We start from the raw sequence: 26,593 nt of genomic DNA, 5'->3' as shown, positions 1-26,593 counted from the left end.
CGAGCCGAGAATCGAGAAAGCCCAGGTCAGATGGGGTATGGAATGGTAGGGCGCCCGGGGCTCGAACCCGGAACCTACGGATTAAAAGTTCGTGAAGTGATTTCGGTCTGATCTCGGCCCGGGCCGAATGCTCAGCCACCAGCGGCCCGCTGCGACCAGGCCACACGGACGCCCGCGCCGGATTCCGCATCGGAATACTCAGCCTGTCATTCAAGCAGGTCCGGACATCGGTGCAGGTGCGTGCAGGTACGCCCAGTGTCGTGGTGCATCGCCACGTACACGGGATGTGTCCGCCAAGCGATGGCGTGTCGTGTTCCCCGAAAGTGGCCTCGTCGCACATCGACCTACCTGGGCCACATGCACCGGCAGGCCGGGGCCCGGGCCCGGACCTCTACGACGAGGCCACGCTGGATGCCGGGCGTGCCCGGGCACTGCCGTCGCTGACGCCGTCTGTCGTGCGGCGGATGCGGATCTGCCGCCGCCAGTGGTTGGCTGAGTGGACGATGTCGTGGTTGACGTGTCCGAGGAACTGGCTCACGTCCTGCAGGCGGGCGCCGCCGGGCGTGGTGGCGCCAAGGACCTTGGCTCCCTGCTCGGCGATGTCGGCCAGTTCGGCGTTCACGCGGGCGCTGTCCAGCACTGCCTGATACCAGGCCTCGTCGTCGACGATGTAGCGTTCGCGCCCTCGCTGAAGGGCGCGTTCCCGCTGGATCAGTTCTCGTTTTTCGAGGTAGCCGATGGCCTTGGAGATCGAGGCTGGACTGACCCGCAGTTGCTGGACCAGCTCGGCTGAGGTGAGGCTGCCGGTGTCGGTGGCGTACAGACAGGCCAGCACTCTGCTCATCATCGACGGGATCCCGGCCCTGCCCAGCACGGCGGCGAAGCGCTCCCGGAAATCTTGCACAGCTTCGGCGGCCCGTCCATGCGTGGCGGTGGCTGGTGGCGCCGGGGACGGTGTCGGCGGTGCCGATGTACGCCGCTGGGCACGCCGCTTGGTGGCCTGATGGGCCTGGTCTGCCCGGTAGCCGACAGGCCCTCCGTTGCGCATGATCTCGCGGGTGACGGTCGAGGCCGGGCGTTGCAGGCCCCTGGCGATCACGGAGTAGGTGAATCCTGCGGCCAAGCCGGCGGCGATGTCCCGGCGATCCTGGTAGGTCAGCCTGTCTCCCGGCATACCTGTGGCTCCCTTCGCTGCCGCGGTGTCGCCGCACAGTATGCATTAACTCGAACCTCATTGCAAAGACGCCAGTATTGTGCATTAACTATGACCCCATTGCAAGAAATCATCGGCATCTACCTGGAGTTTCATTCAAACGAAGAGCTTTCACATTGAATGAATAGCGAACGCGATATAGCGTGTCCGTCATCCGCAAGGCGAGAACTCGCGTACTCGCCCCCACAAGGAGTTGAGATGACCACCATTGGCCCCAAGCCGTCCCGCTCGCGCACGACCTGGGCGAGCGCCGGTCTGCTCACCGCCGCGGTTGCGGGCGCTGCCATGGCCGCACCCGCAGCAGCGGCCGGCTCAGGCCCCACCTCCGACCACCCCGGAGTGCAGCAGGCGCTCGATCGGGCCGTGACCGAAACCGGCCTTCCCGGCATCCTCGCGACGGTCCGCGAGGGCGATGACCAGTGGTTCGGTACGGCGGGCGTGGCCGATACCCGAACCGGTCGCAAGCGCCTGCCGCAGGAACGCTTCCGCATCGGCAGCATCACCAAGACCTTCACCGCCACCGTCGTGCTGCAACTGGCGGCCGAAGGCAAGCTCAGCCTGGACGACACGGTGGAAAAATGGCTGCCCGGCCTGGTGCGCGGCAACGGCAACGACGGCCACCGCATCACCATCAAGCAGCTGCTCAACATGACCAGCGGCCTGTTCAACCACCTCAACGACAAGCAGATGCTGACCCGCCTCGCCGGCCCTGGCTTCCTCAAACACCGCTATGACCGTTACCAGCCCCAGCAACTGGTGAAGATCGGCACGGCCAACGCACCCGACTTCAAGCCAGGCCAGGACTGGACCTACACCAACACCGGCTACGTCCTCGCCGCCATGATCGTCGAGAAGGCGACCGGCAAGACCTACGCCGAACAGGTCTCACAGCGGATCATCCGCCCACTCGGCCTGACCGGCACCCACGTACCCGGAGGCGAGGAAGTGCGGATCCGCGGACCCCACGCCCGGCACTACTCCACGCTGTACTCCCAGGAGCCGAAGCCCACGATCTACGACGTGACCGAGCTGAACCCCTCCGCCGGCTGGGCGGCCGGCAACATCATCTCCACCGCCGCCGACCTCGACCGGTTCTTCACCGCGCTGCTCAAGGGCCGGCTCCTGCCGCAGGCCCAGCAGCGCCAGATGTTCGCCACCAATCCGGTCCCCGACGGAAAGTGGATACCCAACACCACCTACGGCCTCGGCATGTCGTCGGTGAAACTGTCCTGCGGCACAACGGTCTGGGGCATGGGCGGCGCACTACAGGGTTCGTGGTCATACGCCTACGGCACCCGCGACGCCACACGCATGCTCGTCCAGAACGTCAACGGCGACTGGAACAACCCCATCGCCGCCTTCACCAACGTCCTCGAAGCCGAATTCTGCGCCCCCTGATCCCGCTGACACCCCTCTGAGCGGGAGGTGAAACCCTGCGCGAACGTCCACTTCAGGCCTCGCAGGTCATGCCTTGCCCCCAACTGTGAGGGCCCAGGATCTGATGGCGGGCGGCTGCCGGCTTATCGTCCCGCAGACCGGACGGCGCAGAGGCAGCCGCCATCCAGGTCCCGCTCAGCCGTACCAGCCGCACAATCCGTCATCGACCATGCCCTCGGCGGCATTCACGCCGGCACCGCGCACGGCAACATCCAGATCGGCGAACCTTCGTCTGACCCGGGAGAATCCGCCATGGGGTTACCGGCGGATCGCAGGGGAACTCGCCGCTCTGGGCTACCGGGTAAGGGCCTCCACCGTGTGGCTCATCTTGAAGCAGGCCGGTATCGACCCGGCGCCGCGACGTGAGGGACCAAGCTGGAGTGAGTTCCTGCGTGCGCAACCGCTTCTAGAGGCTCCTGACGGACGTCGGTCTCACCGATGTCGATCTGGCCACCTGATCGTCGGCGTGCAGCGGCTCGGTGCCCATGTTGTCGCGTCCTACGGTCCAGGCACCCTGGTCTTTCCCAGGACGAGCTGCTGTTGCCGCCCGGTGCGCCACTCGACCATCAGCACGGTGGCGTCGTCCTGGAGTCGGCCGTGCTGGTGCTGCAGGATGCTGTGGATCAGCCGGCGGAGCGTTTCCGGGGCGGAGGTGCCGTCGGCCTCGTGACGGACGATGAAGTCGATGAAGCGCTCCAGCCCGAAGGGTTGCCCGTCCGGGTCGGTGTAGAAGAGCAGTCGGTCTCCGGGTTCCAACTGGTAGCGCAGCAGTCCGGTGGACAGACTCAGGCAGAAGCCCATCGGCGGATCGGGCACGCTGTCCAAGGTGGCGACCTGCTGGCTCTTGCGGATCACCAGGGGCGGATGGTGCCCTCGGTTGACCCAGCTCAGCCAACCGGTTCGCAGGTCCAGATCGGCCAGGACGCCTGTGGCGAAGCGGTCGATGAACTGCTCGTCGATCGCCTTGCTCGTCGCGGGCAGGCCCTTGCCCTGGCGGCGGCTGGTGCGACCAGCCCCCATGGCGACGGTGGCGGTGAGGCCGGCCGCAGTGTCGTGTCCCATCGCGTCGAAGATCGACACGCGCAGTGCCGCTGTCGATCGCGTAGTCGTAGGCGTCGCCGCCCACCTCGTAGGCAGGTTCCAGCGCGGCGCTGACCACCACGTCGTCATCGGCAAAGGCTCGCGGCGGGAGCAGGTTCCACAGCACCTCGGCCGACAGCGTCATCGGCCGAGCGCGTACCAGGCGCGCATAGGAGTCGCTGTGCGGGCGTTTGCTGATCACCAGCAGCGAGACGAGGGAGGCCAGTCGGCCGGCCAGCAACCCCACGCTCTCCGACCCCTGCGCCACGGTCACTCCCAGGACGCCGACCCGCTCGGTGTCGCTCAGCAACGGCACCCACAGGCGCTGCGGCCCATCACCTGCCGGCGACGTCGGCGCGGTCTCGGGCGCGGCGGGATCCAGCACGTGCCGGGCCTCGACGATCTCCATGTTGCGGAAGGCACGTCCTGCCATGGTGGCGTCGATCCGGATCGGTTCGAGCGGCTCGCCGAACACATCACGCTGCCCGGTCAGCGGGACCAGCACCTGCTGCTGCAGGTCGGCTACGTAGACCATGGTCTGGGAGAAGCCCGCCGACCGTCCGTACTCGGCGACCAGGCCTGGCAGATCCTCCAGCGAGGAGAGTTGGCTGGCGCTCAGCGAGCCGCCCAGCAGCTGCTCGCCATCACCGGTCACCGCGATGCCTTCCCTGGAGGCCCTTCCTCTTGCACTAGTTTCTCTTCCCACCTGTACGAGCTTCTCCCCAACGTGCTGACCAGGGCTAACGTCTGTCAGGTCCGCCCTGGGGCGGGGCGCTGGTGCGCAGCGTGTGCTTGTCGGCCACAGGTCGATGGAGCGGGTCGTGGCGGCGGGCCCGACCGTCACCCCCAGCCCGGTCACGACGTAGAAGGCGACGGCCAGCAGCAGGTCGGTGGGCTGACGCCGATTCCCCACGCCGGCCAGGGTCCGGCGCCCAGTGCGAAGAACGGCGCGATCACGATTGCGGCGGTCAGTGTCACCGGGGGTGATGCCGGCCCGCGCGGGTGTCGCAGGCCGAGGGAAGGGCGAAGTGCCGTCATGGCCGGGTCGTCGCGGCGAGCTCGCGGGTGGGTGGTATGCCGGTCATGCGATGATCGGGAATCGGTGGCCCAGGCCGGTGATGTGCAGCAGCCGGGTCATGCGCGGCGGAACGCCGGTCAGGGCGAGCGTGATGCCCAGTGACCGGGCCCGGCCTTGAGCGCCGACCAGCACGCCCAGCCCGCCGGCGCCGCAGAAGGTCACCTGGGACAGGTCCAGGACGAGCAGGTCGGTGCTGTGGGCGAGAGTGTTGATCAGCCGCCTGCGCAGCTGAGCTGTGGTGAAGATGTCGATGTCCCCTGCCAGGTGCACGATGGTCGGCGCCGAGGCGCCCGCCTCGCCGAGTGGGGCGGTGTCGATGACGGTCATGGAAGCCTCCTGTGGCTGGAAGGGGATGAGATGCCTGCCGGCCGGAGATCGGCCCGCCGCCGGACAACGGGCGATGCCTGGACCGCTCAATCCGGCCGGCAGGCGGCACGTGGGTCACGCCAGGACTGGTCGTGCCGTGAACGAGGCCGCCTTCTGCCCGTTGACCGCCCCGCCCTCGTTCTCCCAGCGGGCTGAGTCGGCCGTCGCACGCGGACCGGGGCCCGCCGGCAGGTGCGCCAGAGTGAGAATGGCGTCGGCCGTCAAGCCGGCGGTGTCCTGGGCGGTGAGCTTGAGAATGGCCTCGGCGGCGCCGGCGGCAGTTCCTGGCGGGATGATCAGCAGGACGACCGGCTCGCCGGACGTGAAGCTGAGAGTGATCATGCGCGGGTCGGTGTGGCGGAACCAGCCGACGCGGACCTGCCGCCCGCGGGCGGGGATGCGGCGCGGGATGTTCTGCCACGCATCGCAATGCACGCCGACGCGGAGCGTGACCTGATCAAGCAGCCGGTCGACGGCGGCGATGAGACCGGGCAACTCCGCGGCGGTGTCACTGGAGTAGGGCCACCAGGCCCCGTCCACCACCGATCGCCGATTCGGCACCGGGTGGAGACTGAGCCGTAGTGCGGAATCGGCTCGAGGCATCGCGGACGAGGTGGGGCTGAGCGGTGCGGGCTGAGAAAGAAGTGTCGGCGTCATGGTCGCTGACCTATCCGGGCCCCTCAGAAGGGGCCGGTGGTGGTTCGCCGGGGGCGACGCAGACCTGAGTGCCAACGCTCGAGAAGTCCTCGGTAGCTTCATTCTACCTCCTACTTCCGGAATCATGTAATTCCGGAAGTAGACTTTGTAGATGACTTCCGGAAACTCGCCCTCGGGAATCACGGAGCCGGCCGGAGTCGCTGCCGGAAACCTGCGCCGGTCGCGGACCGTCCCGCTCCCCGCTCCCCACGCCGCCGTCCTGGCCGACTACACCGCCGCACTTGAGCGCGCCCCGCTGGCCGACTCCACCAAGACCAAGTACACCTCCCGGCTGCGCGGCTACCTGGCCTGGCTGGCCGTCCAAGCCGACGCCGCCCTGGGCGGCGATCCGCTCACCGATGCGGTTGCGGCCGCCGGCGCGGTACGCGACTTCCGCCGCCACCTCAAGGGCGGACGCCGCGCTCCCAACACCGTCGACGCCTACCTGTCGGCCATCGACGACTTCTACGCTCGCCGCGGCCTCGGCAAGCCCCAGACCCGCCGCGAACGCGACTCCCGGCGCACCACCCCCCGAGTCCTGGACGCCCGGCGCACCCGCCGCTACATCCGCCACGTCCAGCTTGCCGCTTCCCCGCGCGACAAAGCCGTCGCCCTGCTGCCCTACTACGCCGGACTGCGAATCTCCGAAGTCGTCGGCCTCGACCTGACCGACGTGCGCCTCTCAGCCCGCACGGGCGAACTGCGCATCCACGGAATGGGCCGCGACGGCGGCAAGATCCGCCTGCTGCCCGTCCATGCGGACCTGCGCGAGGCCCTGACCGACTGGCTGGCAACCCGCGCCGGCTGGAAGGGAGCCGGCTCCCACCCCGCGCTGTTCCTCAACCAGCGCGGCGGTCGCCTGAGCGACCGTGCAGCCCGCGACATCATCACCGGCCTCGGCGACGCCGTCGGTCTGGGTGACGACCCTACCGAGCCCTTCAGCTCGCACGTCCTGCGCCACACCTTCGCCACCCAGCTCATCCGCCACGGCACGGCCCCCATCCTGGTCGCCGAACTCCTCGGCCACGGCTCGTTGGACACCACCCGCCGCTACGGCCTGCCGACCGAAGCGGACAAGGCGGCCGCCTTGAACGCCCTGATCAGCGACCATTAGCCTGTACTGACCACAGAGGTCAGGCACAGGCACGGCACGATATCGATGATCTTGTGAATGGGTGAGGGCCTTCGGTTCGGTGTGGATGGCGACATCTACACGCCGACCAGAAAAGCCCTCATGATCCACCGTAACGCGCCGCTGACCGAACTCGGACGCCTGCGCCTGGCCCGCAGTGCCCGCCCGGCTGAACGACGCTCTGGTCCGCCGGCGCGTCAACGCCCGCTTCCTGACCGCGGTGTACGTGATGCTGCGGCCGGGCCCTGACGGCGGCGTCGGGGGTCTGGTCAGTCTGGGCGGTCACGCGCCCGCTCTGATCCGGCGTGCTGACGCGACCGTGGAGGAGGCGGGTCGGTCCGACCTGCTGCTCTGCACCGATGGGGTCACTGAAGCACACGGCCGCAGCGGGCACGCCGTCCGGGGGCTGACCGCGCTCAGCGCGGTCCTGGCAACTGCGACGGCTTGAACGCCGAGCAGGCGCTGGAGCGCATCACGACCGCTTTGAGTGGGTATGGAGGGACCACCGCAGCTGCTGCTCCTGCGCGTACCCCCGCTGAGGAGAAGCCATGACGACCGGCCGTACCGAACCGCGCCGGTGACAGGACGGACGCCGCGACACATCAGAGAGCGGACGCGGGGCAGAGGGCCTCCCGAGAGGAGGCGTCGATGCCTTCGCAGCCGATGTCGAACGACCCGCCGCCCTTGCGGCTCAGCGTGCGCGCGGCGCCTCCAGGCCAGGTGGTGGCCATACATGGCGCACTGGACCTGAACACTGCCACGCACCTGGAACACGAAGTGGTCAAGGTGTGCCGGCAGCAGAACCCACCGTTAGTGATCATGGACATGTCCGGGGTGGAGTTCTGCGACTCCTCAGGACTGAGCAGCCTGGTCCGGGTATGGAGACAGATCGACCATGACGGCGGCGCGCTGGCCTTGATCGGCCTGCACGGTACATGTGAACAACTGCTCCGCAGGACCGGCCTGCTGGGGCGCATATTTCCCACCCACCCCACTCTGGCGCAGGCACAGGACGCGCTGGCCCGGACACGGCAGTGATCGGCAAACCGCCATCGTCAACCCCGGAACCAAAGACGTCGGTGACCTCGCCCGTGCCGGCCGCCTGATGGCGTTCACCCTTCCGCGGTGCTCACCGCAAGCCAGGCCGGCACCACGCAGACCGCGGGGCCGTGACGCAAATTATCTGCTTCAGCTTTCCCTCGCCGAAGCCGGGAAGTGCGCCTGTCTCCGACCGGTGGGGAAGTTTCCCGAGCGTGAATTCACCTCAGGAGCGCCTGTTGCGGTTGGTGCCTGCGACCTTGGCGAGGATGGCCGCGTGGGGCGCGTGTCTGATCGTCATCGGCATCGTGGCCAACTATGTGCTCGGTTTGGTGGCGACGATGCGCATCGTCGCCCTGCCGGTGGCGGTCGCCCTGTTGCTGACCGCGCTGCTCTTCCCGCTCACCCGGCGGCTGCGCGAGTCGGGTCTGCGCGCGATCTACGCCACCTGGGTCACCATGCTGGTCGCGCTCGCCGTGCTGGGCGGGACGGGCTGGATCATCGGCGTGCGGGCCAATGAGGAGTTCCCCGGCCTGTTGACACAGGTCAGGCAGACGGCCAAGACGGTGGAGGGCTGGCTCTACACCGGCCCTCTGCACGTGAAGCCCGTTCAGCTCAGCGGCTGGGTGGACGAGATCGCCAAGCTGGTCACCGAGCGACAGCAGCAGATCACTTCGACGGTCGTGGCGGGGACCGTGGTGGTGGTGGAGGCGCTGGCCTCGATCGTGCTCCTGCTGTTCGTGACGTTCTTCCTGCTCAAGGACGGTGACCAGATCTGGTCCTGGTTCCTCAAGTGGTTCGGCCGGATGGCGTCGCGGGTCGACCGGGCCGGACGGACCGCCTGGACCACGCTGTCGCACTACGTGCAGGGCACGGTCGCTGTGGCCGCGGTGCACGGCGTGCTCATGGGTGTGGTGCTGGCCGTCATGGGAGTTCCGCTGTGGGCGGCACTGGCCGTACTGATCTTCCTGGCCAGCTTCGTCCCGATCGTCGGCATCCTCTTCGCCGGCGCGGTCGCGATGCTGGTCACGCTCGGGGCGAAGGGCCCGATCTACGCGCTGATCTTCGTCGGCATCCTGATCGTCGAGCAGCAACTGGAGAACCACGTGCTCCAGCCGCTGATCGTCGGCAGAGTGCTGCACTTCCACCCGCTGGCGATCATCATCGTGCTGGCCGTCGGCGGCATCCTGGCCGGGATCGCGGGCGCGGTCGTGGCCGTGCCGATCGCCGCCATCCTCTACCGGGCCGTGCCCGAACTCTTCAAGGACGACCCGCTCGCCCTCCCGGCGGGACCGGTCCCCGAACCACCGGAGCAGACGGCGCCTCGTGGGAAGGAACCCGGACAGAACGACTGACGGGCCCGGAGGCAGGTGCGGGTGGTGTCCGGGTCGTGGCGGGCTCATGCGGGACGGGCGCGCCCAATCCGCTTGCGGCGGGATGACAACGCCGGTCATCGGGTGCATCGCCGAGGGCCCGCGTCGGTCATGACGCCGGATTCCGCTAGGTTTCACGGCGCGCATCGATCTGCGGCGCTGGCCGCCGCCGTGCCGGTGGCCTGGGGGTGGAGCGGCGGGTCCTGCGCGTCGGCCTGCACTTCGACACCTGACACAACATCCCGCATCGCATCGCCGCCCCCGGCCGCCAGGTCAGAGAAGGCTGGTTCCGCGCCATCGACCCTCACCTGATCAACCTCATCATCCCGGGGATTGAGCCGATCAACCTCCTGGTCATCCCACCCGCAGCCCCCGAGAAGGCACTCGCCCTGGTCACCCGATGCCGAGGCCGCGCCCGCTCCGGCGACGTCCTCACCGCCGCGGACCACGACGGCCCCACCGACACCGCCGCCGAGGAGGAGCAGCGCCTGGCCGGTTGGGACAACGAAGGCGGCCGGACCCCACGGCCCGCCCGCGAGGACCCCACACTCTGATCACGCATTCGGTGGCGCACTTCAGCGGCGACGCCGCCTACTGCTCAGCGGGTGGTCGTGCGGCGGTCCTGGTGGTCCTCCATCGCGTTCACGACAGTGCCGCACCTGACACGGAAAAGTCAGTCCTGCAGACGGACGACGATGACGACGGTCGTGCCGGCCGGGCCGGTGGTCACCGTGAGCGAGTCGCTGAGCTCGGCCATCAGCCACAACCCGCGGCCGTGGTCACGGTCGCGGGCAGGCATCGATGCCCGCTGCTGGTAGTGGCGGGCCGGGATCCCGGGGCCATGATCGCTGATCTCGCAGCACAGCAGGCCATCGGCCTGCCACAGGCGGACCCGCCCGGATCCACCACCATGATCGAACACGTTCGCCACGCCTTCTTGCACCGCCAGTTCAAGATCTGCCCGCCGAGCCGACGACAGCCCCTGCTGGGTGGCATGGGCGCTCACGCCCTTCCGTAACGCGCTCTGATCGTACGCGGCCGCGCCACCCGGCCCGGACGTACTCAGTGCCCAGGTCAGCAGCGGGTCTCGGCATTCCGGCGGCGGCCCGAACAACCCGCTCACCGGTCACGCCCACTCATCGCCGGTCACCGGGACGGCCGGCTGCTGTCCGAGGGAACTGCCGCCTGAACGCGCCGCACGCCCGCCCCTCGTCGCGACATGTCGACAGCGGCCGGGACATCAGATGTCGGAGGGGCCGCGACGGTCGGCACGGGCATGGGACGGCTGACGGCGCCTTGGACATCATGGTCCCTTCGATGGCGCGATCAGCGTGACTTGCGGGAGCGACGACAACCGCTGTGCAATCAGATCCTGGCTCGCGACATCCCTGCCCCTGCGGCGAAAGGGGAAACGTCCCAGGGGAAGTGACAGATGCCCAGACGGACCGTACAGCCCTCGCAAGATCGGTCACGGTCGGGGCCGGAGGGGGTCTGATGTCGCGGGGACGGGTCTGCAACGGGGCGCGGGGCGGTCACGTCCAGCAGGAGCAGCCCGTCGAAGTCGGAGATGCCGGGCTCGAGCCGACCCGCTCACCCAGATCCACGAGCAGGTTGCGGGCCTGCTGAGCCGTCCAACTGCCGGCGGGGTTCGCGGTCACGCCCAGGATATACACGCGCCGAGTGGCCACCTCCATGACGAACAGCACGTACAGGCGCTTCAAGAAGATCGTGTCGACATGGAAGAAATCACAAGCCGACAGGCCTTTCGCCTGGGTGCGCAGGAACGTCCGCCACGAGGTGTCGCCGTTTCGGGGAACCGGGCCGAACAGCCGACTCCGGAGGATCCGCCGCACGGTTGCTTCGCTGACCTCGTGGCCGAGCCGGACGAGCTCACCGTGCACCCTGCGGTATCTCCGGGCTGGGTTCCCCCGCGCCAGGCGCACCACCAGGTTCCGGATCTCCTTGCTCGTCCTCGGGCGGCCAAGCCGCCTCGGATACGTCCAAGGTGTCTGACCAGGCGGCGGTGCCAGGCCAGCAGCGTGCTTCAAAATGGTGACCGAGACGGCCGACCACGTGACCACGAGGTTGGCGCAGACCCTGATGATGGTCGTCATCGCCGCGGCCGTGCCCGGTGCTCTGACGGCAGGCCTCCTGCGGCTTGCCTCGGCGCCCGGGTGGCTTGTCGCCATCGCGGGAGTGGGCGTCATGGTCGTGGTCGGGGCCGTGTGCTTGAGGTGGATCAGCGCCCAGCACCGCAAGAGCGAGGAGCCGATGAAGGTGGAGGAGCAGCGGCCCGGCTCCTAGCCGTCATCGTGGCGGCGCGCTTGTTGTGAGAGCCGCCCGGAGCATCCGGAACGCCGAGCCGAACATGGCCGACGCCACCGGCTGCTCGGGGCGGCTCTCAACATGAGCGCCCCACCTCACATGCACCTAAGAACGGCACTTTGCGATGCTGGCCTGCCCCTGATTGTCCGCGGACGATTCTGGGGTTCGACCCGATGTAAGGAACAGCACCTCTTGCTGGGCCCTCGTACTTCAAGGGTGACGGGAAGCTTCTTGGCGAAGATGGGCGTGGCGTATCCCCGGAGCTCACGAGGTGGGGGATGCCGACGAGGCGAGGTTGCTTCAGCAACAGCAGCGAGTACGCCGACGCCCATCGAGGGACAGAATGTGGGTGCTTGAGTGCGGCCCCCACAGACGCTGCCTATACGGCCCCCCGGTTTCGTCGCCCACCATCGGGTTGGCCCTGTCTGGTCGCGTGCCCGGCGTACGGGCCCGCGCTGCTCGACGAGCACGCCGTCTCACGTTCCGCTGCTTCTTGTGCGTCCTTGTGCGTGAACCGGGACTGCTTCGGTCCTCCAGTACTGTCAGGTCCGTCGTGCGGTGCTGTCACTGCTCAGAAACCGTAAGCCGCCAGAACTCCACCGGCGTAGGCGGCGATCGGTGCCGCCACGTGCTCGGCGTCGCGGTGGACGCCGCGCAGGGTGTTGGAGGCGAAGGAACGCTGGAACTCCAGTCCGACGTAGCCGAGCCCTAGGTGAGTGGTGGACAGGCCGCCGGTGTGCCGGGGGAGTCCCGTCTTGTCGAGGGCGCCGAGCGGGGCCAGGTAGTCCAGGTGCGGCAGGTAACCGGTCGCGTAGATGACCGTGTCGATGGTCTCGCGTTCACCGTCGGCCCAGATGACGTGGTCGCCGTCGAAGGCGGTGAACATGGGACGGCGCTGCAGGCGACCGTCGTCCAGGGCTGCGGCGTAGTCGCCGGTGTCCATGACCAGGGTGCCGGTGGCGATGCGGGCCAGCCAGGCGGGCGGAAGCTGGTCGAAGCCGGTGGTGGTGTGCCAGTAGTGCACGTCCTTGCCGCCGACGATCTGTGGCATGAGTTGCAGCGGCTGGCGTGAGGCGATCGTGACGTCGGCCATGTCGGCCAGTTCGTAGGCGACCTGGATGGCGGAGTTGCCGCCGCCGACCACCACGACGCGCTGCCCGGCGTAGTGCTTGGGGGTGCGGTAGTCGGCCACGTGGAGGGCTTGGCCGGTGTAGCCGTCCTGGCCGGGCAGGGCGGGGATGTAGGTGTTGCCGAAGGAGCCGCTGGCGGCGATCACGCCCATGGCGTGGAGGGTGTCCCCGGCGGCGGTGTGGACGTGGAAGCCGCCCGAGCCGTCGGCTTCCGCCGCGGTGACGTGGGTGCCGGTGCGGATCTCGACGTCCAGGCTGTCGGCGTAGCGCTGCAGGTAGGCGACGACTTCGTCGCGGGTGGGGTAGTGGTCGCCGTCGCCGGGGAAGTCCTGGCCGGGCAGGGCGCTGTAGCGGGCGGGCGAGAACAAGGTGAGGCTGTCGTAGTAGCTGCTCCACGAGCCGGTGGGCGTGTGCCCGGCTTCGAGGATGACGGGGGTGCGGCCGGCGTCGCGCAGTGCGCGGGCGGCTGCCAGGCCGGACTGGCCGGCGCCGATGACGATGGTGTCCATGCCGCCGGATCATATCCTCATATACAGAAATGACAATACGGTAGAGTCGTGCCATGCAGACGGCAGGCAGCGGCATCCAGCTCACCGACGCGGCGCGAGGCTTCCTCAAGGCCCTGGCCAGCGACACCCGCCAGCAGATCCTGTTCCTGTTCGAAGGCGGGGTCGAGTTGACCGTGGGTCAGGTGGCCGAGCGTCTGTCGCTGGCCCAGTCGGCCACCTCCACGCATCTGGCGACGCTGCGCGAGGGCGGGGTGCTCGCCTCGCGGCGCGAGTGGAAGACCGTCTACTACCGGGCCAACCCCGATGGGGTGCGGCAGGCGCTGGCCGACCTGCAGGCGGCCTTGGCTGCGTGCTGCCCGCCCGGCGAGGGGCCCTCTGTCGGCGGTTGCGGCTGACGGGAGGAGGCGGACGTACGTCAGAGTCTGAGTGCTCTGCTGATTTGACAAACTTCTAAGCAGTGGCTCAGAATCTGAGCTGTTTAGATGAAGTTCTATTCAGGAGGTGCGCGATGCGCGCTCTGCTCACCAACCTGCGCCGCCCGGCCGACACCTCGGAATTCACCTTCAACGAGGCCACCGCGGAGGTGTGCGACCGCGTCTGCCGCGCCGACGCCGCCATCGAGCGCGCCCGCACCTCCGCCCTGTCGTCCTTGTCCTTCCGCTGACCCGCACGCCATCTGGAGAGCCGTCATGAGTGACAGTTGCTGCGGCACCGTTGCCGTCGAGATCGAGCAGTTCGCCACCCCTCAGCAGGCCACCTCCGGGCAGACGGGCGACCTGCCCGTCGCCGTGATCGGCGCAGGCCCGGTCGGCCTGGCCGCCGCCGTCCACCTGACCGAGCGGGGCATCGACTTCCTGGTTCTGGAGGCCGGTGAACAGGTCGCCGCGTCGATCGCGCAGTGGGGACACGTACGGGTGTTCAGCCCGTACCGGTACAACATCGACGCCGCGGCCCGCCGCCTGCTGGAGGCCGACGGCTGGACGGCTCCTGTCTCCGAATGGCTGCCGACCGGCGCCGAGATCATCGACGACTACCTCGCCCCGCTCGCCAAGCTGTTCGGCGACCGGGTCCGGCTCGGCGCGCGGGTGAGCGCGATCAGCCGCCTCGGCTACGACCGGGTCCGCACAGCCGGCCGCGAGCAGGCCCCGTTCCTGATCCGGCTCGACGACGGCACCGAACTGCAGGCCCGCGCGGTCATCGACGCCTCCGGCACCTACACCAGCCCGAACGTGCTCGGCGCGAGCGGCCTGCCCGCCCACGGCGAGAACGAGGTGTCCGTCGACCACGCCCTGCCCGACGTCCTCGGCGCCGACCGCGACCACTACGAAGGCAGGCGCGTGCTGGTCGTCGGCGCCGGCCACTCCGCCGCCACCACCCTGCTCGCCCTGGCCGAACTGGAGAACACGCCGATCACCTGGGCGATCCGCGCCGGCAACGCCACCCGCACCTACGGCGGCGGCGACGCCGACGCCCTCCCCGCCCGCGGCGCGCTCGGCACCCGGCTGCGCGCCCACGTCGAATCCGGCCGCATCCAGTTGCTGCCCGGCTTCTTCACCCACCGCGTCAACGCCACCGACCAGGGCGTCGAGGTGGTCAGCCGCGACCCGTCAGGCCAGGAGCAGGCCGTCATCGTGGACCGGATCGTGTCGGCCACCGGCTACCGCCCCGACCACTCCATCGCCGCCGAACTGCGGCTCGACCTGGACCCGGTGCTCGGCTCCCCCCGCGCCCTGGCCCCGCTGATCGACCCCAACCAGCACTCCTGCGGCACCGTCCCGGCCCACGGCGTGGACGCACTCGCCCACCCCGAGCCCGGCTACTACGCGGTCGGCGTCAAGAGCTACGGCCGCGCCCCGACGTTCCTCATGGCCACCGGATACGAGCAGGTCCGCTCGATCGTGGCGGCGATCGCCGGGGACTGGGAGGCGGCCCGCGACGTTCAGCTCGACCTGCCCGAGACCGGCGTGTGCTCCTCCAGCCTGGTCGAGGCCCAGGAGCAGCGGGTCGGCCTGGCCACCGGCATCAGCGGCGGCCTGCTGTCCACCCCGCTCCCCCTCGCCACCGTGAGCGCCACCGCCGAGTCCGGCGGCAGTTGCTGCGGCTGAAAGGAAACCCCGGATGTCCGACGGCTACCCCACCGCCGCCCAGAAGGAGGCGCTGCGCCTCATCTGCGACCACGAGCCGATGCCCGCCCGCCAGTTGGCCGACGACCTGGTCGCCGCCCGCAAAGCCAGCACCAACCCCGGCTACGCACCGGCCATCGCCCGGATGGCGGGAACGCTCGCCTGGCGGCTGCAGGCCCAAGGCTTCATCGCCGAGACCCGCGCGGGCGGCTGGGCGACCACGGCTGAGGGCCGCGCGCTGATCGCCTGCCCGGCGTGAGTTCCCCCGCCGAGACCGCCGCCCTCGAACGGCAGGGCGGCGGTCCGCCGCGTTCCGGACACGGCCGGCGGGTCGTCGCCGCGCTGGCCGTCACCCAGACCATCGGATACGGCGTGCTCTACTACGCCTTCTCCGTCTTCCTCGCCCCCATGGCCCGCGACCTGCACGCCAGCAACACACAGATCGCCGCGGCGCTCACGCTGTCCGTCCTGATCGCCGCACTGTGCGCGCCGCTGGTCGGCCGTCTGCTGGACGCCCGCGGCGGGCGCGTCCTGATGACCGCAGGGTCGGTGCTCGGCGCCGCGGCGGTGCTGGCCTGGTCGCGGGTGGAGACCTTGCCACAGTTGTACGCGGTGTTCGCGCTCGTCGGCCTCGCCTGCTCCTTGGTGCTGTACGAGGCCGCCTTCGCCGTCATCGTCTCCCTGTACGCAGGCAACGAGCGTGGCCGGGCCAACGGGCTGCTGGCGCTGACCATCGTGGCCGGGTTCGCCTCCTCGATCTTCCTGCCGCTGACCGGCCTGCTCGTCGACCGGTACGGCTGGCGTACGGCGCTGGTGATCCTGGCCCTGGTCTACGGGCTGGCGGCGATCCCGCTGCACGCCCTCGTGCTGCACCGCCGCGCCCGTACGGCGAGGACGCAGGCGTCCGCTGAGGCGCAGGAGCGGGCCGCCATCGTCAAGGCAGCCACCCGCCGGCGGCCGTTCTGGCTGCTGGTGATCGCCTTCACCGCCAACGGCGGCGCGGTCGCCATCGTGGCGGTCCTGCTCATCACCTACCTGGTCCACCTCGGCCACTCACCGGTGCTGGCCGGGCTGCTGGGCGTGCTGTCGGTGACCGGACGGCTGGTCACCACCGGCCTGCAGACCCGGCTGCCGGCCGCCCTCATCGCCGCCGCCATCTTCGCCCTGCAAGGCGTGGCCGTGCTGTTGCTGCCGCTGGTCGGGCGCAGCGTGGCGGGCGCGATCGGCGCGGTGCTGCTGTTCGGGCTGGGTTTCGGCATCGCCTCGATCACGCTGCCGCACCTGCTGGTCGGCCGGTACGGCACCACCGCCTACGCCTCCCTCGCCGGCCGCATCGCGATCTTCTCCGTCGCCGACAAGGCCCTGGCCCCGCTGGGCGCGGTCGCCCTGGCCCAAGCCGTCGGCCATGGCTGGGTGATGGGCGCGGTCGCCGCCGCCTGCGGGATCGCCGCGTTCGCGCTGCTGGCCTATCATCGCCTAGGATTTAGACAAGCTTCGAATCAGGAGGGCTTGTCATGATCGTCCCGACGGGCCAGTGCTGCGCCCCGATCGCCCGCGAACCGCTCGGCGAGGTCGACGCCGCCGAGCTGGCCACGCTGCTCAAGGCCGTGGCCGACCCGGTGCGGCTGCGCCTGCTGTCCATGATCGGCTCCCACGCCGGCGGCGAGGCGTGTGTCTGCGACCTGACCGGAACCTTCGACCTGACCGCGCCCACCATCTCCCATCACCTGAAGGTGCTGCGCACCGCCGGGTTGATCGACGGCGAACGCCGCGGCACCTGGGTCTACTACCGGATCATCCCCGAGGTGGTGAACAAGCTGGGCGCGCTGTTCACTCCGCTCGCCGAGTCCGTTCCCGGGCCCGCCCCTCAGCCCGCTGAGGGACGCACCGAGCTGGAGCTGCTGCCCGCATGACGGCCGCCCCCCGGCCCGTCGACGTCCTCGTGATCGGCGGCGGGCAGGCGGGCCTGGCCGCCGGCTACTACCTGCGTCGCGCGAAGGCCGACTTCGTCATCCTCGACGCCCAGGACAGCGCCGGTGGAGCCTGGCAGCACGCCTGGGACAGCCTGCGCCTGTTCTCACCGGCCCAGTACAGCTCACTGCCCGGCCGCATGATGCCCATTCCGCCGGACGGCGGCTACCCCAGCGCCGCCGAGGTCGTCACCTACCTGACCGACTACGAACGCCGCTACGACCTGCCGGTGCTGCGCCCGGTGACGGTGAACGCCGTCCGGCGCGGCGACGGTCACCTCCTGGTCGAGACCGGCCACGGCACTTGGCAGGCCAAGAACGTGATCAGCGCGACCGGCACCTGGTGGCGCCCTTACGTCCCGCACTACCCCGGCATCCGCGACTTCCGCGGCGAGCAGCTGCACACCGCCGGCTACCGCGGCCCCGAGCCCTTCCATGGTCGCCGGGTGCTCATCGTGGGCGGCGGCAACTCCGCCGCGCAGATCCTCGCCGAACTCTCCCGGGTCGCCCGGACCACCTGGGTGACGTTGCGCCCAGCTGTAGGTCTGCGGCCCCGGACCATGACCCGGCCTACACCTGCGCGTTGACGCCGTGAGGGTCAGGCGTGACGGGCCATCTTGACCGCTGAGATCAGCAGGACGACAGCAAGAGCCGGAACGAGAACGGGAGCGGGGATCGCATCGAGCATCAGGCCACCCAGGAGAGCGCCGGCGACGGACCCGGCGGCCATCACGGCCAGGAAACGCAGATGCGCGCCCAGCACTGCGAAGCTGCCATCGCGGCTGTAGCGGGCGAAAGCCGCCAGCATGGTCGGCAGCGATACCAGCAGCGACAGGCTTCCGGCGGTCTTGATGTCGAGCGCGTACAGCAGCACGATCGTCGGGATCAGCAGCTCGCCGCCGGCCACGCCCATGATGGCCGCGACCACGCCGATCCCGAACCCAGCCGCCACCCCGGCCATCGCCTGGGCCGCGCCGGGAAGCGTGAGCGTGCCGAGGGTGGTGGTGTGGGTCAGAGCGAGGGCGGCGGCCATGAGGACCATCAGGGCGGCCAGCACCTTATACAGGGTGGCGGCGCGCATCCGCACCGTCCAGGAGGCGCCCGCCCATGCGCCGACCAGGCTCCCGGCCAGCAGGTTGACCGCGACGGTCCAGTGTCCGGTCAGGTCCGCGAACGGGACGGCGGCCAGCCGGGCGGGCAGCGCGACGAGCACCACGACCAAGCTGACGGCCTTGTTGAGGATGACCGCTGCCAGTGCCGCGAATCCGAACACGCCGATCAACAGCGGCAGCCGGAACTCCGCCCCGCCCAGGCCGATCATCCCGCCCAGCACGCCCACGACCGCCCCGGCGGCGAAGACCAACGCGGGCGAGCGCAGCGCACGGCCCGGCACTCGGCTGTCCTGCTCGGCCGCCCCCGTCACATTTTCCTCTTTTCGAGTAGGAATTACTCGATGGTAGCGGGGATCGGCCGGCTCACGGCTGTTCGCGGATGGTCACAGCTGTTCGTGGAAGGCGGGCAGGCCGCCGGTGACGTCGGCGCGGGCGAAAGGGAAGTGGTCAGGAGCGCCAATTCTTTCGTCCTGATGAGCGACCTGAAGATCACAGTCGACCTCGGAGTCATGCATATCCTGCCCCGTACCGCCGCCGCCGTAGGTGCCGCGATCGTCACCGCCACACTGATTTCCGTGCCCGCCCAGGCGGCCGGGGCCTGTCCTGAGCACTTCGACCGTCGGCAGAACCGCTGGATCAATGACGGCAGGGAGGGGGACTTCGGTATCCCCAACGGCCCCGGCAGCGGCATCTACGTATGCCGCAACGGCGTCTGGGCGAGGTGGTAGCAAAATACTCACGGCACGAAGAGCCGCACCCGGCTGTGTGTGGGCGACGCCTCGGCCGGGTGCGGCCACGTGATGGCCTTACCTGTTTGGGCCACGCCCGTCCGGGTGACCTCAACGCCCAAGGGGTGAAGTGTCACATGATTGCGGCCCCTTGGCGCTAGGCCCACTCGGCGCAGGGGGCAACAAGAGACGGATGCCGATACGTCGGGTGCAACGTACATAGTCAGACAGGTAAACGTATTGTAATCATCCAGCTACCGAACGTATCTTCTAGGTGGTGCTTCACAGACGACGGCCCCTTCACCTGCCGTCCCACCGCCCTCTGATCGGGAGGTAGCCATGCCAAGCAATCCCACCACCCCCGCCGCCAACACCACGGGTGGCTCGACCTGGCTCCAGACGGACCCGCTCAACTTCAGCCACACCATCACCGGCGCCGACCGCGTCTACGAGCGGATCTCCGAGGTCCCGGAACTCAAGATCCCCTTCCCTGGCGTGTGGGAGGTCTCCTACCACGCCCGCCCCATGCTCGCCGTGACCAGCAGCGCGAACGCACTGTTCGTCCACACGGCCATCTTCAAGAACGGCGCCGTCATCTCCGGCAGCGAGGCAGTGACCGGCATCCAGAGCCCAGCCCACGGAAGCCAGAACACCGCCGGGCAGACGTTCCTGCACATCTTCGCCGCCGGGGACGTCGTCACCCTCCACGGCTTCCGTATCGGGCAGGCCGGCACCGCCGCCGTGGCCAGCAACTCCGACGGACGCACTGGAGTGATGGCCCACTGGGTGGCCCCCGGCTTCTAGGCCATTTCCCGTCAGAGCCTCCCCCGCCCGGTCCTGGGCGAGGGGGCTCTGGCTTGTGATGTGACGCGCCGTCTGGCGCTGAGCCGTTCCCCATAGATTGCCCGAACTCGGAGCCGCAGGTCGATGCCGTCCCGGGTGCTGGAGGGCGACGACACGGGCACCCCTGCGGTTTGACCGCTCCGCATGCAACGCGGCCTCCGGAGCGGTTCTCCAGAGGCCGCAATGGCAGGCGACGACGCGGTTCTACGGCACAGGGACTTCGCGCACGAGCCTGGAGGTCCAGGGGCACCAGACGAGGCCGGGCAGGAACGCCGCGCCGGCCTCGTCCAGGTTGTCCTCGACGTACGGGATGGTCGCGTCGCAGACCTCGAACGCCTGGTCGAAGAAGTCGACGGTCTCGGGGTTGTAGTGGTAGCTCCAGCGCGGGTTGTAGAGGGCTTGGCGCTTGAGGATGCGCCCGATGACGTGCGGTCGATCTGTGGTCTCGCCGTTCACCAGGTCGCGGGCGTGCTGGATCTTTGCGGGGTCGGTGAGCCTGATGATGAAGCGCTCGCGGGTGATGTCGGTCATCTCGAAGTAGGCAGCGTTTGCTGCTTGAGCGGGTGCGGGGGCGGCGACGCCGAGCGCCGTGATGGCGGTGAGAGTTGTGACGACTTTTCTCAGAGTGCGGTTCATGGCGCTGCCCACCTCGCGTGATTACTTAGCGTTGTATTTATGTGCGCTAAGTAATCACGCGAAGATCGGCCATGTCCTCTGCCGTGATAGTGATAAGACCGTCACTTTCTGTTGTGGCGCATAGGGCATGCTGACCGCCGCGGGCTTGGGGATTCGGTCGATGCCTCCACAAGGCCCGCCATCCACCTAAGCGGCACAGAGGGATACGACACCGCCATCGCCGCACGCCTCGGGCTGGACAACATTTCCCGCACCCCGCTGTACGTGCTCGGCGCCGGACACCCAGCCCCCATCCCGACCCTGACAGCGGACACGCATACCTCGGCGGGCAGGACGCCTTCCGCGCCACACCCCTCAGGTGAGCCAAGGCATGCAGACCTCCGGCAGCCTTGAACGCGAGCCCGGAGCATGCGCGCCGTCCGCTCTGCGGCGTCGCGGTCCATCGGCGGGCCGGGGTGGCTCCGGCACATGTGCAGACGGGCGCCGGATCCAACAGTACGGATGAGACGGATATGGGCGAATCCTTTGCAGTCGGACGTGACGAGCCGAGAACATGCACCGTGAGCCGAAGAAGAAACCGCCCGCCCCCCGACAGGCCCTGGCTCGCTGGGGCGCCGTAGGAGCACGCATTACCGCCATGGTCTTCGCCGCTCGTTCGGCTCGTTGACGCACGCCAGGCGCTGGGGCATCGGACCGAGGATCGTATGCTCGGCTCCTGGAGTCCGCCGGCAGATGAGCAGGGTCTCGTCGTACGGTGCCCGGCCTCGTCCTGAGCCCTCGCCGCGGGCAAGCGCCGGCCTCCCGTGCAGCCGCTGTACGACTTACGAGTGGCAGGGTCCGGCGCGGTCATGGCGATCCAGGCGTACCACGACCAACACGTAGCCGTCTGGGGCCCATCTGCCCGCCCCCGTGCCCTCAGCCCGTGGGCAGAAGCTCGTTGATCAGCTTGTCGACGCGGGTGCGGATCTCGTCGCGAATGACGCGCACGGCATCGATGCCCTGACCGGCGGGGTCGTCGAGCTTCCAGTCCTCGTACCGCTTGCCGGGGAAGATGGGGCAGGCATCGCCGCAGCCCATGGTGATGACCACGTCGCTGGCCTCGACCGCGTCCACAGTCAGGACCTTGGGCTGCTCAGCGGTGATGTCAATGCCGACCTCGCGCATGGCCTCGACGGCCGCGGGATTGACCTGATCAGCGGGAGCAGAGCCGGCGGATCGCACCTCGACGCGCCCCTCGGCCAGCTGGGTCAGCCACCCGGCGGCCATCTGGGAACGGCCGGCGTTGTGCACGCAGACGAACAGGACGCTGGGCTTGTCATGCATGTACGGGCTCCTTGGTGAACAGACGGCGGCCGGCCAGGCTGACGTAGACCAGGGCGACCAGGACGGGAACCTCGATCAGCGGGCCGACCACACCGGCGAGCGCTTGACCGGAGGTGACTCCGAAGACCCCCACGGCGACGGCGATGGCGAGCTCGAAGTTGTTGCCCGCAGCGGTGAAGGCGAGCGTGGTGGAGCGCTCGTAGCCCAGGCCGATCAGCTTGCCGATCAGGAACGAGCCGCCCCACATGATGGCGAAGTAGGCCAGCAGCGGCAGCGCGATGCGGGCGACGTCTCCAGGCTGGGAGGTGATCGTGCCGCCTTGCAGGGCGAACAGGATGACGATGGTGAACAGCAGCCCGTACAGCGCCAGGGGACCCACGCGCGGCAGGAAACGCTCCTCGTACCAGGTGCGGCCCTTGGCGCGCTCGCCCAGCTTCCTCGACAGATATCCGGCCAGGAGTGGGATGCCGAGGAAGATGAGCACGTACTGGGCGATGTCCCAGGCCGAGACCTCCAGCGCGGACTGCGCGAGGCCGAGCCAGCCGGGCAGCACCTGCAGGTAGAACCAGCCGAGCGCGCCGAAGGCGATCACCTGGAAGACGGAGTTGAGCGCGACCAGGACGGCGGCGGCCTCGCGGTCGCCGCAGGCCAGGTCGTTCCAGATGAGGACCATGGCGATGCACCGGGCCAGCCCGACGATGATCAGGCCGGTGCGGTACTCGGGCAGGTCGGGCAGGAAGATCCACGCCAGGGCGAACATGATGGCCGGGCCGAGGATCCAGTTGAGCACCAGGGAGGAGAGCAGCAGGCGACGGTCGCCGGTGACCGTACCGAGGCGGTCGTAGCGGACCTTGGCCAGCACCGGGTACATCATGAGCAGCAGGCCGAGCGCGATCGGCAGCGAGATCTGTCCGATCTTGACGGCGTCCAGCGCGGTGTCCAGTCCGGGCACCAGGCGTCCGAGCAGCAACCCCACGCCCATGGCCGCGATGATCCACACCGGCAGGAACCGATCCAGTACCGACAGGGCGCCGATCACGCCGGCCGACGGCGCGGTGGCCTGTGCGGGGCGAGCCGACATCACGGCGACACCACCACCGCAGGGGCCGGACCGCCGGCGGGCAGGGTCAGCAGCGCCGACAACTCACCCAGCGTCTCGGGCACCAGGCGGTAGTAGACCCAGGAGGCGCGCCGCTCGGAGGTCAGCAGCCCGACTTCTTTGAGCACCTTCAGGTGGTGGCTGATGGTCGGCTGGGACAGCTCGAAGGCGTCGGTGATGTCGCACACGCACACCTCGCCGCTGGCGCGGCTGGCCACGATGGACAGGATGCGCAGCCGCACGGGGTCGCCCAGTGCCTTGAACACGCGCGCCACCCCGGCCGCCTGCTCGCTGTCCAGCGGTTCACGGGTCAGCGGCGGGCTGCACTCCAGGATCTCCAGCAGTTCCATCCACTGCCCTTTCCGTATAGACGTTCATCGAAATAGGTATATGTCTATATTGACATCTGTCTCTGCGTGCTCGGAACGAGGAGTGCTCTCAGCCGGCCGGGACGCCGATGTCGGCCAGCAGGGCGCGGACCCTGCGCTCGACGTCGTCGCGGATCGGGCGGATCTGCTCCGGCGTCTTGCCGTCGGGGTCGTCCAGGTCCCAGTCCAGGTAGCGCTTGCCCGGGTAGACCGGGCAGGCGTCTCCACAGCCCATGGTGACCACCACGTCGGCGGCCTGGACGATCTCGCTGGTCCACGGCTTGGGGAACTCGCCGGTGATGTCGATGCCGCGCTCGTGCATGACCTCGACGACGGCCGGATTGATCAGCTCGCCGGGCTCGGTGCCGCCGGACCAGCCGAGCGCTCGTTCGCCGGCCAGGTGGGCGAAGAAGCCGGGCGCCATCTGGGAGCGGCCGGCGTTGTGCACGCACAGGAACAGCACGTTCGGCACGCCGCTGCCATTCTTGCCCTCGACGCGGGCCGGCGCGCGCAGCCGCTGGCGGGCGAACCGCTCGGCCAGCAGCGGCAGGTAGTTGGCGATGACGGCACGGCCGGCGAACTGGTCGTAGCTGGTGTGCAGGAACCGCTCGATGGTCTCGGTGCCGAAGGTGCCGGCGAACTCCTCGGCGAGCGTGCGGGCTGCGGTGAGCAGGGCGTGCTGCTGATCGACGGTCAGATCGGCGTGGCGGTAGGTGCTGTCCATGAAGGGCTCCGGCGGCGTCGCTCATATCGACGGCTGTCGATTTCGATGCTCATCGATATTGGCAGCCGTCGATGTCATGAGGATGAACGCCAGGCCAACTTCGGCCCTCGTGGTTGCTCAGGCGCCGATCAGCGCGCTGCGGCGTTCGATCAGCATCACGTCCCGCCAGACGCCGTGGTGCCGGCCGATGCGCTCGCGCGTCCCCACCACGTGGAACCCGAGTGCCTGGTGCAGGCTCAGGCTCGCGGCGTTCTCGCCGAACACGCCCGACTGGATCGTCCACACGCCGGCGTCCTCTGTGGCGGCGATGAACGCCGTCAGCAGGGCCCGCCCGATGCCGTGGGCCTGGCAGCCGGGATGGACGTAGATGCTGTGCTCGACCACGCCCGCATACACCGGTCGGGACGACACCGCCGAAGCCGCCACCCAGCCGAGCACCTCGCCGGAGTCGCCATCGGTCGCCACGTACCGCAGGTGTGGCAACCGGCTCGCGGTGAATCCTTCCCAGCTGGGTGCGGTGGTCTCGAAGCTGGCCTGGCCGGTGTCCAGGCCGGCCTGGTAGATGGCCAGCACCTCGGCGGCGTCGCTCTCGCGCATCGGCCGGATCTCCAGGCCGGGCCCGATGGCGGGCTTGACGGCCTGGACGATGGCCGAGTGCACCCCGTCGCCGTGATCGGCGCTCAACGTGATGGCGACCTGGACGAAGCCGGCGGCGACGAGCAGGTCCCGGTACTCCTGCACGGTGAGCGATCCGGCGGCGCAGCCGATGCGTTGCTCGGCCCGCTGCCGCGCCTGCTTGTCGAGCACCTGCGCGGTGACGACGTCGCTCACGCCGAACCGGCCGCCAGGCCGCAGCACCCGGAACGCCTCGGCCAGCACCGCCGCCTTGTCGTCGGACAGGTTGATCACACAGTTGGAGATGACCACGTCGACCGTGTGGCCGGGCAGCGGGATGGCCTCGATCGTTCCGTGCAGGAACTGCACGTTGGCCACGCCTGCCTGTTCGGCGTTGTGCCGGGCCAGTTCCACCATGGCGGGGCTGGCGTCCAGGCCGAAGGCGGTGCCGTACGGGCCTACCCGGCGGGCTGACAGCAGCACGTCGATGCCGCCACCGGAGCCGAGGTCGAGCACCGTCTCACCGGCACGCAGCTCGGCGACGGCGGCCGGGTTGCCACACCCCAGACTGGCCCGAAGCGCCCCGTCGGGAAGGGCGGCGGTGTCGTCGTAGCCGGCCGGGCCGAAACCGCCGTCGGTAAAGGCGGCGGGGTCGCAGTCGGCGATGCGTTGCCCGTTGAGCGCGTTGCGGGCCAGGGCGGAGTAGTGGTCGACGATCTCGTCGTGTGCCATGGGATCTCCTCAGTCGCAGACCGGTGCGGCCGGCACGGGGTTGCCCATCACCACGTCCGCGGCGGTGGGGAAACAGCTCACGCAGTTCTCGTTGATCCGGTACAGGCTGGAGGTCCCCTGCCGCTCCACCAGGACGAACCGCACCTCGGACAGGATCTTCAGGTGGTGCGACACGGTGGACTGCCCTACTCCGGAGGCGGCCACGATCTCGCCCACGCTCATCGGCTCGCGCCGCCGCGCCAGCAGCGACACGATCTGGATGCGGGTGGCGTCGGCCAGGGCCTTGAACCAGCTCGCGTACTCCTCGGCCTCGGCACGTGGCAGAGGCTCCTTCGCTTCATTCATCGAACATCGACGATAGACGATTAATTGCGAAGAGGGAAGCCCGGCTTGCGGACTTCGACGTAGGGCATCGGCCGTCGCGTTCGGGATCTACGCCATCCGTGCCGAGAGCCTGGTGCGCATCTGCCGCAGGCCCCCTGGACTCGCGCGTCTCGTTCGGGAGGACGGCGCGGGAAACAGACCCAGATGCCAACAGCGACCTTCGGCGCAGGACGACCCGCACCGGCCTTCAGCGAGTAGGCAACAATCGCCAGACAGGACAACCAGTAGTCATGCCGGTCAAGGCCGGGACGGTACTCGAAGGAGCCTTGGAAAGTATCACCGAGCCGCATGACTTGACCGGAGAAATCTCGGATCGATTTGATGCGCGAAGTAGAGCACAACAGGCTTGACCGGTGCTTGGGCGAGTATGCGATCAAGCCCGGCGTGTTCCGGCCGTTTATCTTTCCATCCGGCCCTGCTGGTGGGCGTTGTGCGGTCGAGGCGCGCGGTAGTCGACAGCTCGAACCCAGACATTTTGCCCCGCTGTCGGGTCCCAATGCGCCGGGCGCGTGCCGAAGAGCATGTGATGAGCATGAACTCGGTCATTCTCGCCTCTCGG

At 69.0% G+C, this 26,593-nt stretch carries 29 protein-coding genes and 1 pseudogene; 15 read left to right on the top strand and 15 right to left on the bottom strand.

All coding sequences use genetic code 11. From position 1 onward, the window contains the following. Window positions 1-391: 391 nt before the first annotated feature. Window positions 392-1,174, bottom strand: a complete 783-nt coding sequence (locus ACWCSU_RS28830) for a helix-turn-helix domain-containing protein (RefSeq protein ID WP_449939068.1) — start codon at window positions 1,172-1,174, stop codon at window positions 392-394. 237 nt (window positions 1,175-1,411) lie between these two features. Between ACWCSU_RS28830 and ACWCSU_RS28825 the strand changes: the two genes are divergently transcribed. Next, window positions 1,412-2,611, top strand: coding sequence for a serine hydrolase domain-containing protein (locus ACWCSU_RS28825; protein WP_449939067.1), 1,200 nt, complete (start codon window positions 1,412-1,414; stop codon window positions 2,609-2,611). A gap of 537 nt (window positions 2,612-3,148) precedes the next feature. Here the strand turns inward: ACWCSU_RS28825 and ACWCSU_RS28820 are convergent. From ACWCSU_RS28820 to ACWCSU_RS28810, 3 genes are all read right to left on the bottom strand, one after another. Continuing rightward, on the bottom strand, window positions 3,149-3,712 hold the full coding sequence (locus ACWCSU_RS28820; protein WP_449939066.1) for a PP2C family protein-serine/threonine phosphatase: 564 nt from the start codon (window positions 3,710-3,712) through the stop codon (window positions 3,149-3,151). Between the two features lie 1,099 nt (window positions 3,713-4,811). After that, on the bottom strand, window positions 4,812-5,135 hold the full coding sequence (locus ACWCSU_RS28815; RefSeq protein ID WP_449939064.1) for an STAS domain-containing protein: 324 nt from the start codon (window positions 5,133-5,135) through the stop codon (window positions 4,812-4,814). Window positions 5,136-5,249: 114 nt separating this feature from the next. Further along, a complete protein-coding gene (locus ACWCSU_RS28810) occupies window positions 5,250-5,777 on the bottom strand; it encodes a DUF5994 family protein (protein ID WP_449939062.1) in 528 nt (175 codons plus the stop codon). Between the two features lie 205 nt (window positions 5,778-5,982). Here ACWCSU_RS28810 and ACWCSU_RS28805 point away from each other — a divergent pair, with 205 nt between their 5' ends. The 4 genes from ACWCSU_RS28805 (at window position 5,983) to ACWCSU_RS28790 (ending at window position 9,967) form a co-directional block, all read left to right on the top strand. Then, the gene (locus tag ACWCSU_RS28805) at window positions 5,983-6,984 is read left to right on the top strand and encodes a tyrosine-type recombinase/integrase (protein ID WP_449939061.1); all 1,002 of its coding nucleotides are present in this window, start codon (window positions 5,983-5,985) and stop codon (window positions 6,982-6,984) included. 666 nt (window positions 6,985-7,650) lie between these two features. Continuing rightward, the gene (locus ACWCSU_RS28800) at window positions 7,651-8,040 is read left to right on the top strand and encodes an STAS domain-containing protein (protein ID WP_449939059.1); all 390 of its coding nucleotides are present in this window, start codon (window positions 7,651-7,653) and stop codon (window positions 8,038-8,040) included. Window positions 8,041-8,309: 269 nt separating this feature from the next. Continuing rightward, entirely contained in the window at window positions 8,310-9,395 is a 1,086-nt protein-coding gene (locus ACWCSU_RS28795; protein ID WP_449939057.1) for an AI-2E family transporter, read from the top strand. A gap of 257 nt (window positions 9,396-9,652) precedes the next feature. Further along, complete coding sequence (locus ACWCSU_RS28790; RefSeq protein WP_357700989.1) at window positions 9,653-9,967, top strand: DUF5994 family protein; 315 nt, start codon at window positions 9,653-9,655, stop codon at window positions 9,965-9,967. 119 nt (window positions 9,968-10,086) lie between these two features. Here the strand turns inward: ACWCSU_RS28790 and ACWCSU_RS28785 are convergent, their stop codons facing one another. After that, a complete protein-coding gene (locus ACWCSU_RS28785; RefSeq protein WP_357700983.1) occupies window positions 10,087-10,536 on the bottom strand; it encodes an ATP-binding protein in 450 nt (149 codons plus the stop codon). A gap of 409 nt (window positions 10,537-10,945) precedes the next feature. Beyond that, window positions 10,946-11,314, bottom strand: coding sequence for a hypothetical protein (locus ACWCSU_RS28780; RefSeq protein WP_449939055.1), 369 nt, complete (start codon window positions 11,312-11,314; stop codon window positions 10,946-10,948). Between the two features lie 148 nt (window positions 11,315-11,462). Between ACWCSU_RS28780 and ACWCSU_RS28775 the strand changes: the two genes are divergently transcribed. Beyond that, the gene (locus tag ACWCSU_RS28775) at window positions 11,463-11,717 is read left to right on the top strand and encodes a hypothetical protein (RefSeq protein ID WP_449939054.1); all 255 of its coding nucleotides are present in this window, start codon (window positions 11,463-11,465) and stop codon (window positions 11,715-11,717) included. A 592-nt stretch (window positions 11,718-12,309) separates the two neighbouring features. On the opposite strand, the gene ACWCSU_RS28770 is transcribed toward ACWCSU_RS28775, so the two are convergent. Beyond that, entirely contained in the window at window positions 12,310-13,377 is a 1,068-nt protein-coding gene (locus tag ACWCSU_RS28770) for a flavin-containing monooxygenase (RefSeq protein WP_449939053.1), read from the bottom strand. A 53-nt stretch (window positions 13,378-13,430) separates the two neighbouring features. On the opposite strand from ACWCSU_RS28770, the gene ACWCSU_RS28765 reads away from it, so the two are divergent. The 7 genes and pseudogenes from ACWCSU_RS28765 to ACWCSU_RS28735 all read left to right on the top strand — a co-directional run. Next, window positions 13,431-13,772 carry an ArsR/SmtB family transcription factor gene (locus tag ACWCSU_RS28765; RefSeq protein ID WP_189653957.1) on the top strand — a complete coding sequence of 114 codons (342 nt, stop codon included), beginning with the start codon at window positions 13,431-13,433 and terminating at the stop codon, window positions 13,770-13,772. Between the two features lie 113 nt (window positions 13,773-13,885). Next, entirely contained in the window at window positions 13,886-14,041 is a 156-nt protein-coding gene (locus ACWCSU_RS28760) for a hypothetical protein (RefSeq protein ID WP_449939052.1), read from the top strand. Window positions 14,042-14,066: 25 nt separating this feature from the next. Continuing rightward, window positions 14,067-15,482 carry an FAD-dependent oxidoreductase gene (locus ACWCSU_RS28755; RefSeq protein WP_449939050.1) on the top strand — a complete coding sequence of 472 codons (1,416 nt, stop codon included), beginning with the start codon at window positions 14,067-14,069 and terminating at the stop codon, window positions 15,480-15,482. Window positions 15,483-15,495: 13 nt separating this feature from the next. Beyond that, window positions 15,496-15,759 (top strand): hypothetical protein, encoded by a 264-nt coding sequence (locus ACWCSU_RS28750; RefSeq protein ID WP_449939049.1) that lies wholly within the window; start codon window positions 15,496-15,498, stop codon window positions 15,757-15,759. Beyond that, on the top strand, window positions 15,756-17,018 hold the full coding sequence (locus ACWCSU_RS28745; RefSeq protein ID WP_449939048.1) for an MFS transporter: 1,263 nt from the start codon (window positions 15,756-15,758) through the stop codon (window positions 17,016-17,018). Before ACWCSU_RS28750 ends, ACWCSU_RS28745 begins: the two co-directional genes overlap by 4 nt. Continuing rightward, on the top strand, window positions 17,015-17,413 hold the full coding sequence (locus ACWCSU_RS28740; RefSeq protein ID WP_449939046.1) for a metalloregulator ArsR/SmtB family transcription factor: 399 nt from the start codon (window positions 17,015-17,017) through the stop codon (window positions 17,411-17,413). The genes ACWCSU_RS28745 and ACWCSU_RS28740 overlap by 4 nt, the downstream gene beginning before the upstream one ends. Further along, a pseudogene (locus ACWCSU_RS28735) lies at window positions 17,410-18,006 on the top strand (FAD-dependent oxidoreductase); the annotation flags it as partial. The gene ACWCSU_RS28740 and the pseudogene ACWCSU_RS28735, both read left to right, overlap by 4 nt. 62 nt (window positions 18,007-18,068) lie before the next feature. Here the strand turns inward: ACWCSU_RS28735 and ACWCSU_RS28730 are convergent. Then, window positions 18,069-18,893: a sulfite exporter TauE/SafE family protein gene (locus tag ACWCSU_RS28730; protein WP_449939045.1), complete on the bottom strand. Its 825-nt coding sequence runs from the start codon at window positions 18,891-18,893 to the stop codon at window positions 18,069-18,071. Between the two features lie 30 nt (window positions 18,894-18,923). Here ACWCSU_RS28730 and ACWCSU_RS28725 point away from each other — a divergent pair, with 30 nt between their 5' ends. Further along, window positions 18,924-19,310: a hypothetical protein gene (locus tag ACWCSU_RS28725; protein WP_449939043.1), complete on the top strand. Its 387-nt coding sequence runs from the start codon at window positions 18,924-18,926 to the stop codon at window positions 19,308-19,310. Window positions 19,311-19,649: 339 nt separating this feature from the next. Next, the gene (locus ACWCSU_RS28720; RefSeq protein WP_449939041.1) at window positions 19,650-20,114 is read left to right on the top strand and encodes a hypothetical protein; all 465 of its coding nucleotides are present in this window, start codon (window positions 19,650-19,652) and stop codon (window positions 20,112-20,114) included. 243 nt (window positions 20,115-20,357) lie between these two features. Here ACWCSU_RS28720 and ACWCSU_RS28715 read toward each other — a convergent pair whose 3' ends face one another. The 7 genes from ACWCSU_RS28715 to ACWCSU_RS28685 all read right to left on the bottom strand — a co-directional run bounded on the left by ACWCSU_RS28715 (window position 20,358) and on the right by ACWCSU_RS28685 (window position 25,995). Beyond that, window positions 20,358-20,789, bottom strand: coding sequence for a BP74-related protein (locus ACWCSU_RS28715; RefSeq protein ID WP_449939039.1), 432 nt, complete (start codon window positions 20,787-20,789; stop codon window positions 20,358-20,360). Between the two features lie 915 nt (window positions 20,790-21,704). Next, entirely contained in the window at window positions 21,705-22,112 is a 408-nt protein-coding gene (locus ACWCSU_RS28710) for an arsenate reductase ArsC (protein WP_449939037.1), read from the bottom strand. Further along, window positions 22,105-23,193 carry an ACR3 family arsenite efflux transporter gene (gene arsB, locus ACWCSU_RS28705; RefSeq protein WP_449939036.1) on the bottom strand — a complete coding sequence of 363 codons (1,089 nt, stop codon included), beginning with the start codon at window positions 23,191-23,193 and terminating at the stop codon, window positions 22,105-22,107. Before arsB ends, ACWCSU_RS28710 begins: the two co-directional genes overlap by 8 nt. Then, window positions 23,193-23,561: an ArsR/SmtB family transcription factor gene (locus ACWCSU_RS28700; protein ID WP_449939035.1), complete on the bottom strand. Its 369-nt coding sequence runs from the start codon at window positions 23,559-23,561 to the stop codon at window positions 23,193-23,195. The genes arsB and ACWCSU_RS28700 overlap by 1 nt, the downstream gene beginning before the upstream one ends. Window positions 23,562-23,649: 88 nt before the next feature. Beyond that, window positions 23,650-24,303 (bottom strand): arsenate reductase ArsC, encoded by a 654-nt coding sequence (locus ACWCSU_RS28695; RefSeq protein WP_449939034.1) that lies wholly within the window; start codon window positions 24,301-24,303, stop codon window positions 23,650-23,652. A gap of 117 nt (window positions 24,304-24,420) precedes the next feature. Beyond that, the gene (locus ACWCSU_RS28690; RefSeq protein ID WP_449939033.1) at window positions 24,421-25,650 is read right to left on the bottom strand and encodes a GNAT family N-acetyltransferase; all 1,230 of its coding nucleotides are present in this window, start codon (window positions 25,648-25,650) and stop codon (window positions 24,421-24,423) included. Window positions 25,651-25,659: 9 nt separating this feature from the next. Continuing rightward, on the bottom strand, window positions 25,660-25,995 hold the full coding sequence (locus ACWCSU_RS28685) for an ArsR/SmtB family transcription factor (protein ID WP_357700938.1): 336 nt from the start codon (window positions 25,993-25,995) through the stop codon (window positions 25,660-25,662). Between the last annotated feature and the right edge of the window lie 598 nt (window positions 25,996-26,593).

It is taken from the genome of Nonomuraea sp. NPDC001699 (assembly GCF_053596455.1).
This window is presented reverse-complemented; position numbering and strand designations above follow the sequence as displayed.

Excerpts from the sequence above, each read along its gene's own strand:
- ACWCSU_RS28830 (WP_449939068.1), bottom strand. The coding sequence starts at position 1,174 with ATGCCGGGAGACAGGCTGACCTACCAGGATCGCCGGGACATCGCCGCC.
- ACWCSU_RS28825 (WP_449939067.1), top strand. The coding sequence starts at position 1,412 with ATGACCACCATTGGCCCCAAGCCGTCCCGCTCGCGCACGACCTGGGCG.
- ACWCSU_RS28820 (WP_449939066.1), bottom strand. The coding sequence starts at position 3,712 with ATGGGACACGACACTGCGGCCGGCCTCACCGCCACCGTCGCCATGGGG.
- ACWCSU_RS28815 (WP_449939064.1), bottom strand. The coding sequence starts at position 5,135 with ATGACCGTCATCGACACCGCCCCACTCGGCGAGGCGGGCGCCTCGGCG.
- ACWCSU_RS28810 (WP_449939062.1), bottom strand. The coding sequence starts at position 5,777 with ATGCCTCGAGCCGATTCCGCACTACGGCTCAGTCTCCACCCGGTGCCG.
- ACWCSU_RS28805 (WP_449939061.1), top strand. The coding sequence starts at position 5,983 with ATGACTTCCGGAAACTCGCCCTCGGGAATCACGGAGCCGGCCGGAGTC.
- ACWCSU_RS28800 (WP_449939059.1), top strand. The coding sequence starts at position 7,651 with ATGCCTTCGCAGCCGATGTCGAACGACCCGCCGCCCTTGCGGCTCAGC.
- ACWCSU_RS28795 (WP_449939057.1), top strand. The coding sequence starts at position 8,310 with ATGGCCGCGTGGGGCGCGTGTCTGATCGTCATCGGCATCGTGGCCAAC.
- ACWCSU_RS28775 (WP_449939054.1), top strand. The coding sequence starts at position 11,463 with ATGGTGACCGAGACGGCCGACCACGTGACCACGAGGTTGGCGCAGACC.
- ACWCSU_RS28770 (WP_449939053.1), bottom strand. The coding sequence starts at position 13,377 with ATGGACACCATCGTCATCGGCGCCGGCCAGTCCGGCCTGGCAGCCGCC.
- ACWCSU_RS28765 (WP_189653957.1), top strand. The coding sequence starts at position 13,431 with ATGCAGACGGCAGGCAGCGGCATCCAGCTCACCGACGCGGCGCGAGGC.
- ACWCSU_RS28760 (WP_449939052.1), top strand. The coding sequence starts at position 13,886 with ATGCGCGCTCTGCTCACCAACCTGCGCCGCCCGGCCGACACCTCGGAA.
- ACWCSU_RS28755 (WP_449939050.1), top strand. The coding sequence starts at position 14,067 with ATGAGTGACAGTTGCTGCGGCACCGTTGCCGTCGAGATCGAGCAGTTC.
- ACWCSU_RS28750 (WP_449939049.1), top strand. The coding sequence starts at position 15,496 with ATGTCCGACGGCTACCCCACCGCCGCCCAGAAGGAGGCGCTGCGCCTC.
- ACWCSU_RS28740 (WP_449939046.1), top strand. The coding sequence starts at position 17,015 with ATGATCGTCCCGACGGGCCAGTGCTGCGCCCCGATCGCCCGCGAACCG.
- ACWCSU_RS28725 (WP_449939043.1), top strand. The coding sequence starts at position 18,924 with ATGGTAGCGGGGATCGGCCGGCTCACGGCTGTTCGCGGATGGTCACAG.
- ACWCSU_RS28720 (WP_449939041.1), top strand. The coding sequence starts at position 19,650 with ATGCCAAGCAATCCCACCACCCCCGCCGCCAACACCACGGGTGGCTCG.
- ACWCSU_RS28715 (WP_449939039.1), bottom strand. The coding sequence starts at position 20,789 with ATGAACCGCACTCTGAGAAAAGTCGTCACAACTCTCACCGCCATCACG.
- ACWCSU_RS28710 (WP_449939037.1), bottom strand. The coding sequence starts at position 22,112 with ATGCATGACAAGCCCAGCGTCCTGTTCGTCTGCGTGCACAACGCCGGC.
- arsB (WP_449939036.1), bottom strand. The coding sequence starts at position 23,193 with ATGTCGGCTCGCCCCGCACAGGCCACCGCGCCGTCGGCCGGCGTGATC.
- ACWCSU_RS28700 (WP_449939035.1), bottom strand. The coding sequence starts at position 23,561 with ATGGAACTGCTGGAGATCCTGGAGTGCAGCCCGCCGCTGACCCGTGAA.
- ACWCSU_RS28695 (WP_449939034.1), bottom strand. The coding sequence starts at position 24,303 with ATGGACAGCACCTACCGCCACGCCGATCTGACCGTCGATCAGCAGCAC.
- ACWCSU_RS28690 (WP_449939033.1), bottom strand. The coding sequence starts at position 25,650 with ATGGCACACGACGAGATCGTCGACCACTACTCCGCCCTGGCCCGCAAC.
- ACWCSU_RS28685 (WP_357700938.1), bottom strand. The coding sequence starts at position 25,995 with ATGAATGAAGCGAAGGAGCCTCTGCCACGTGCCGAGGCCGAGGAGTAC.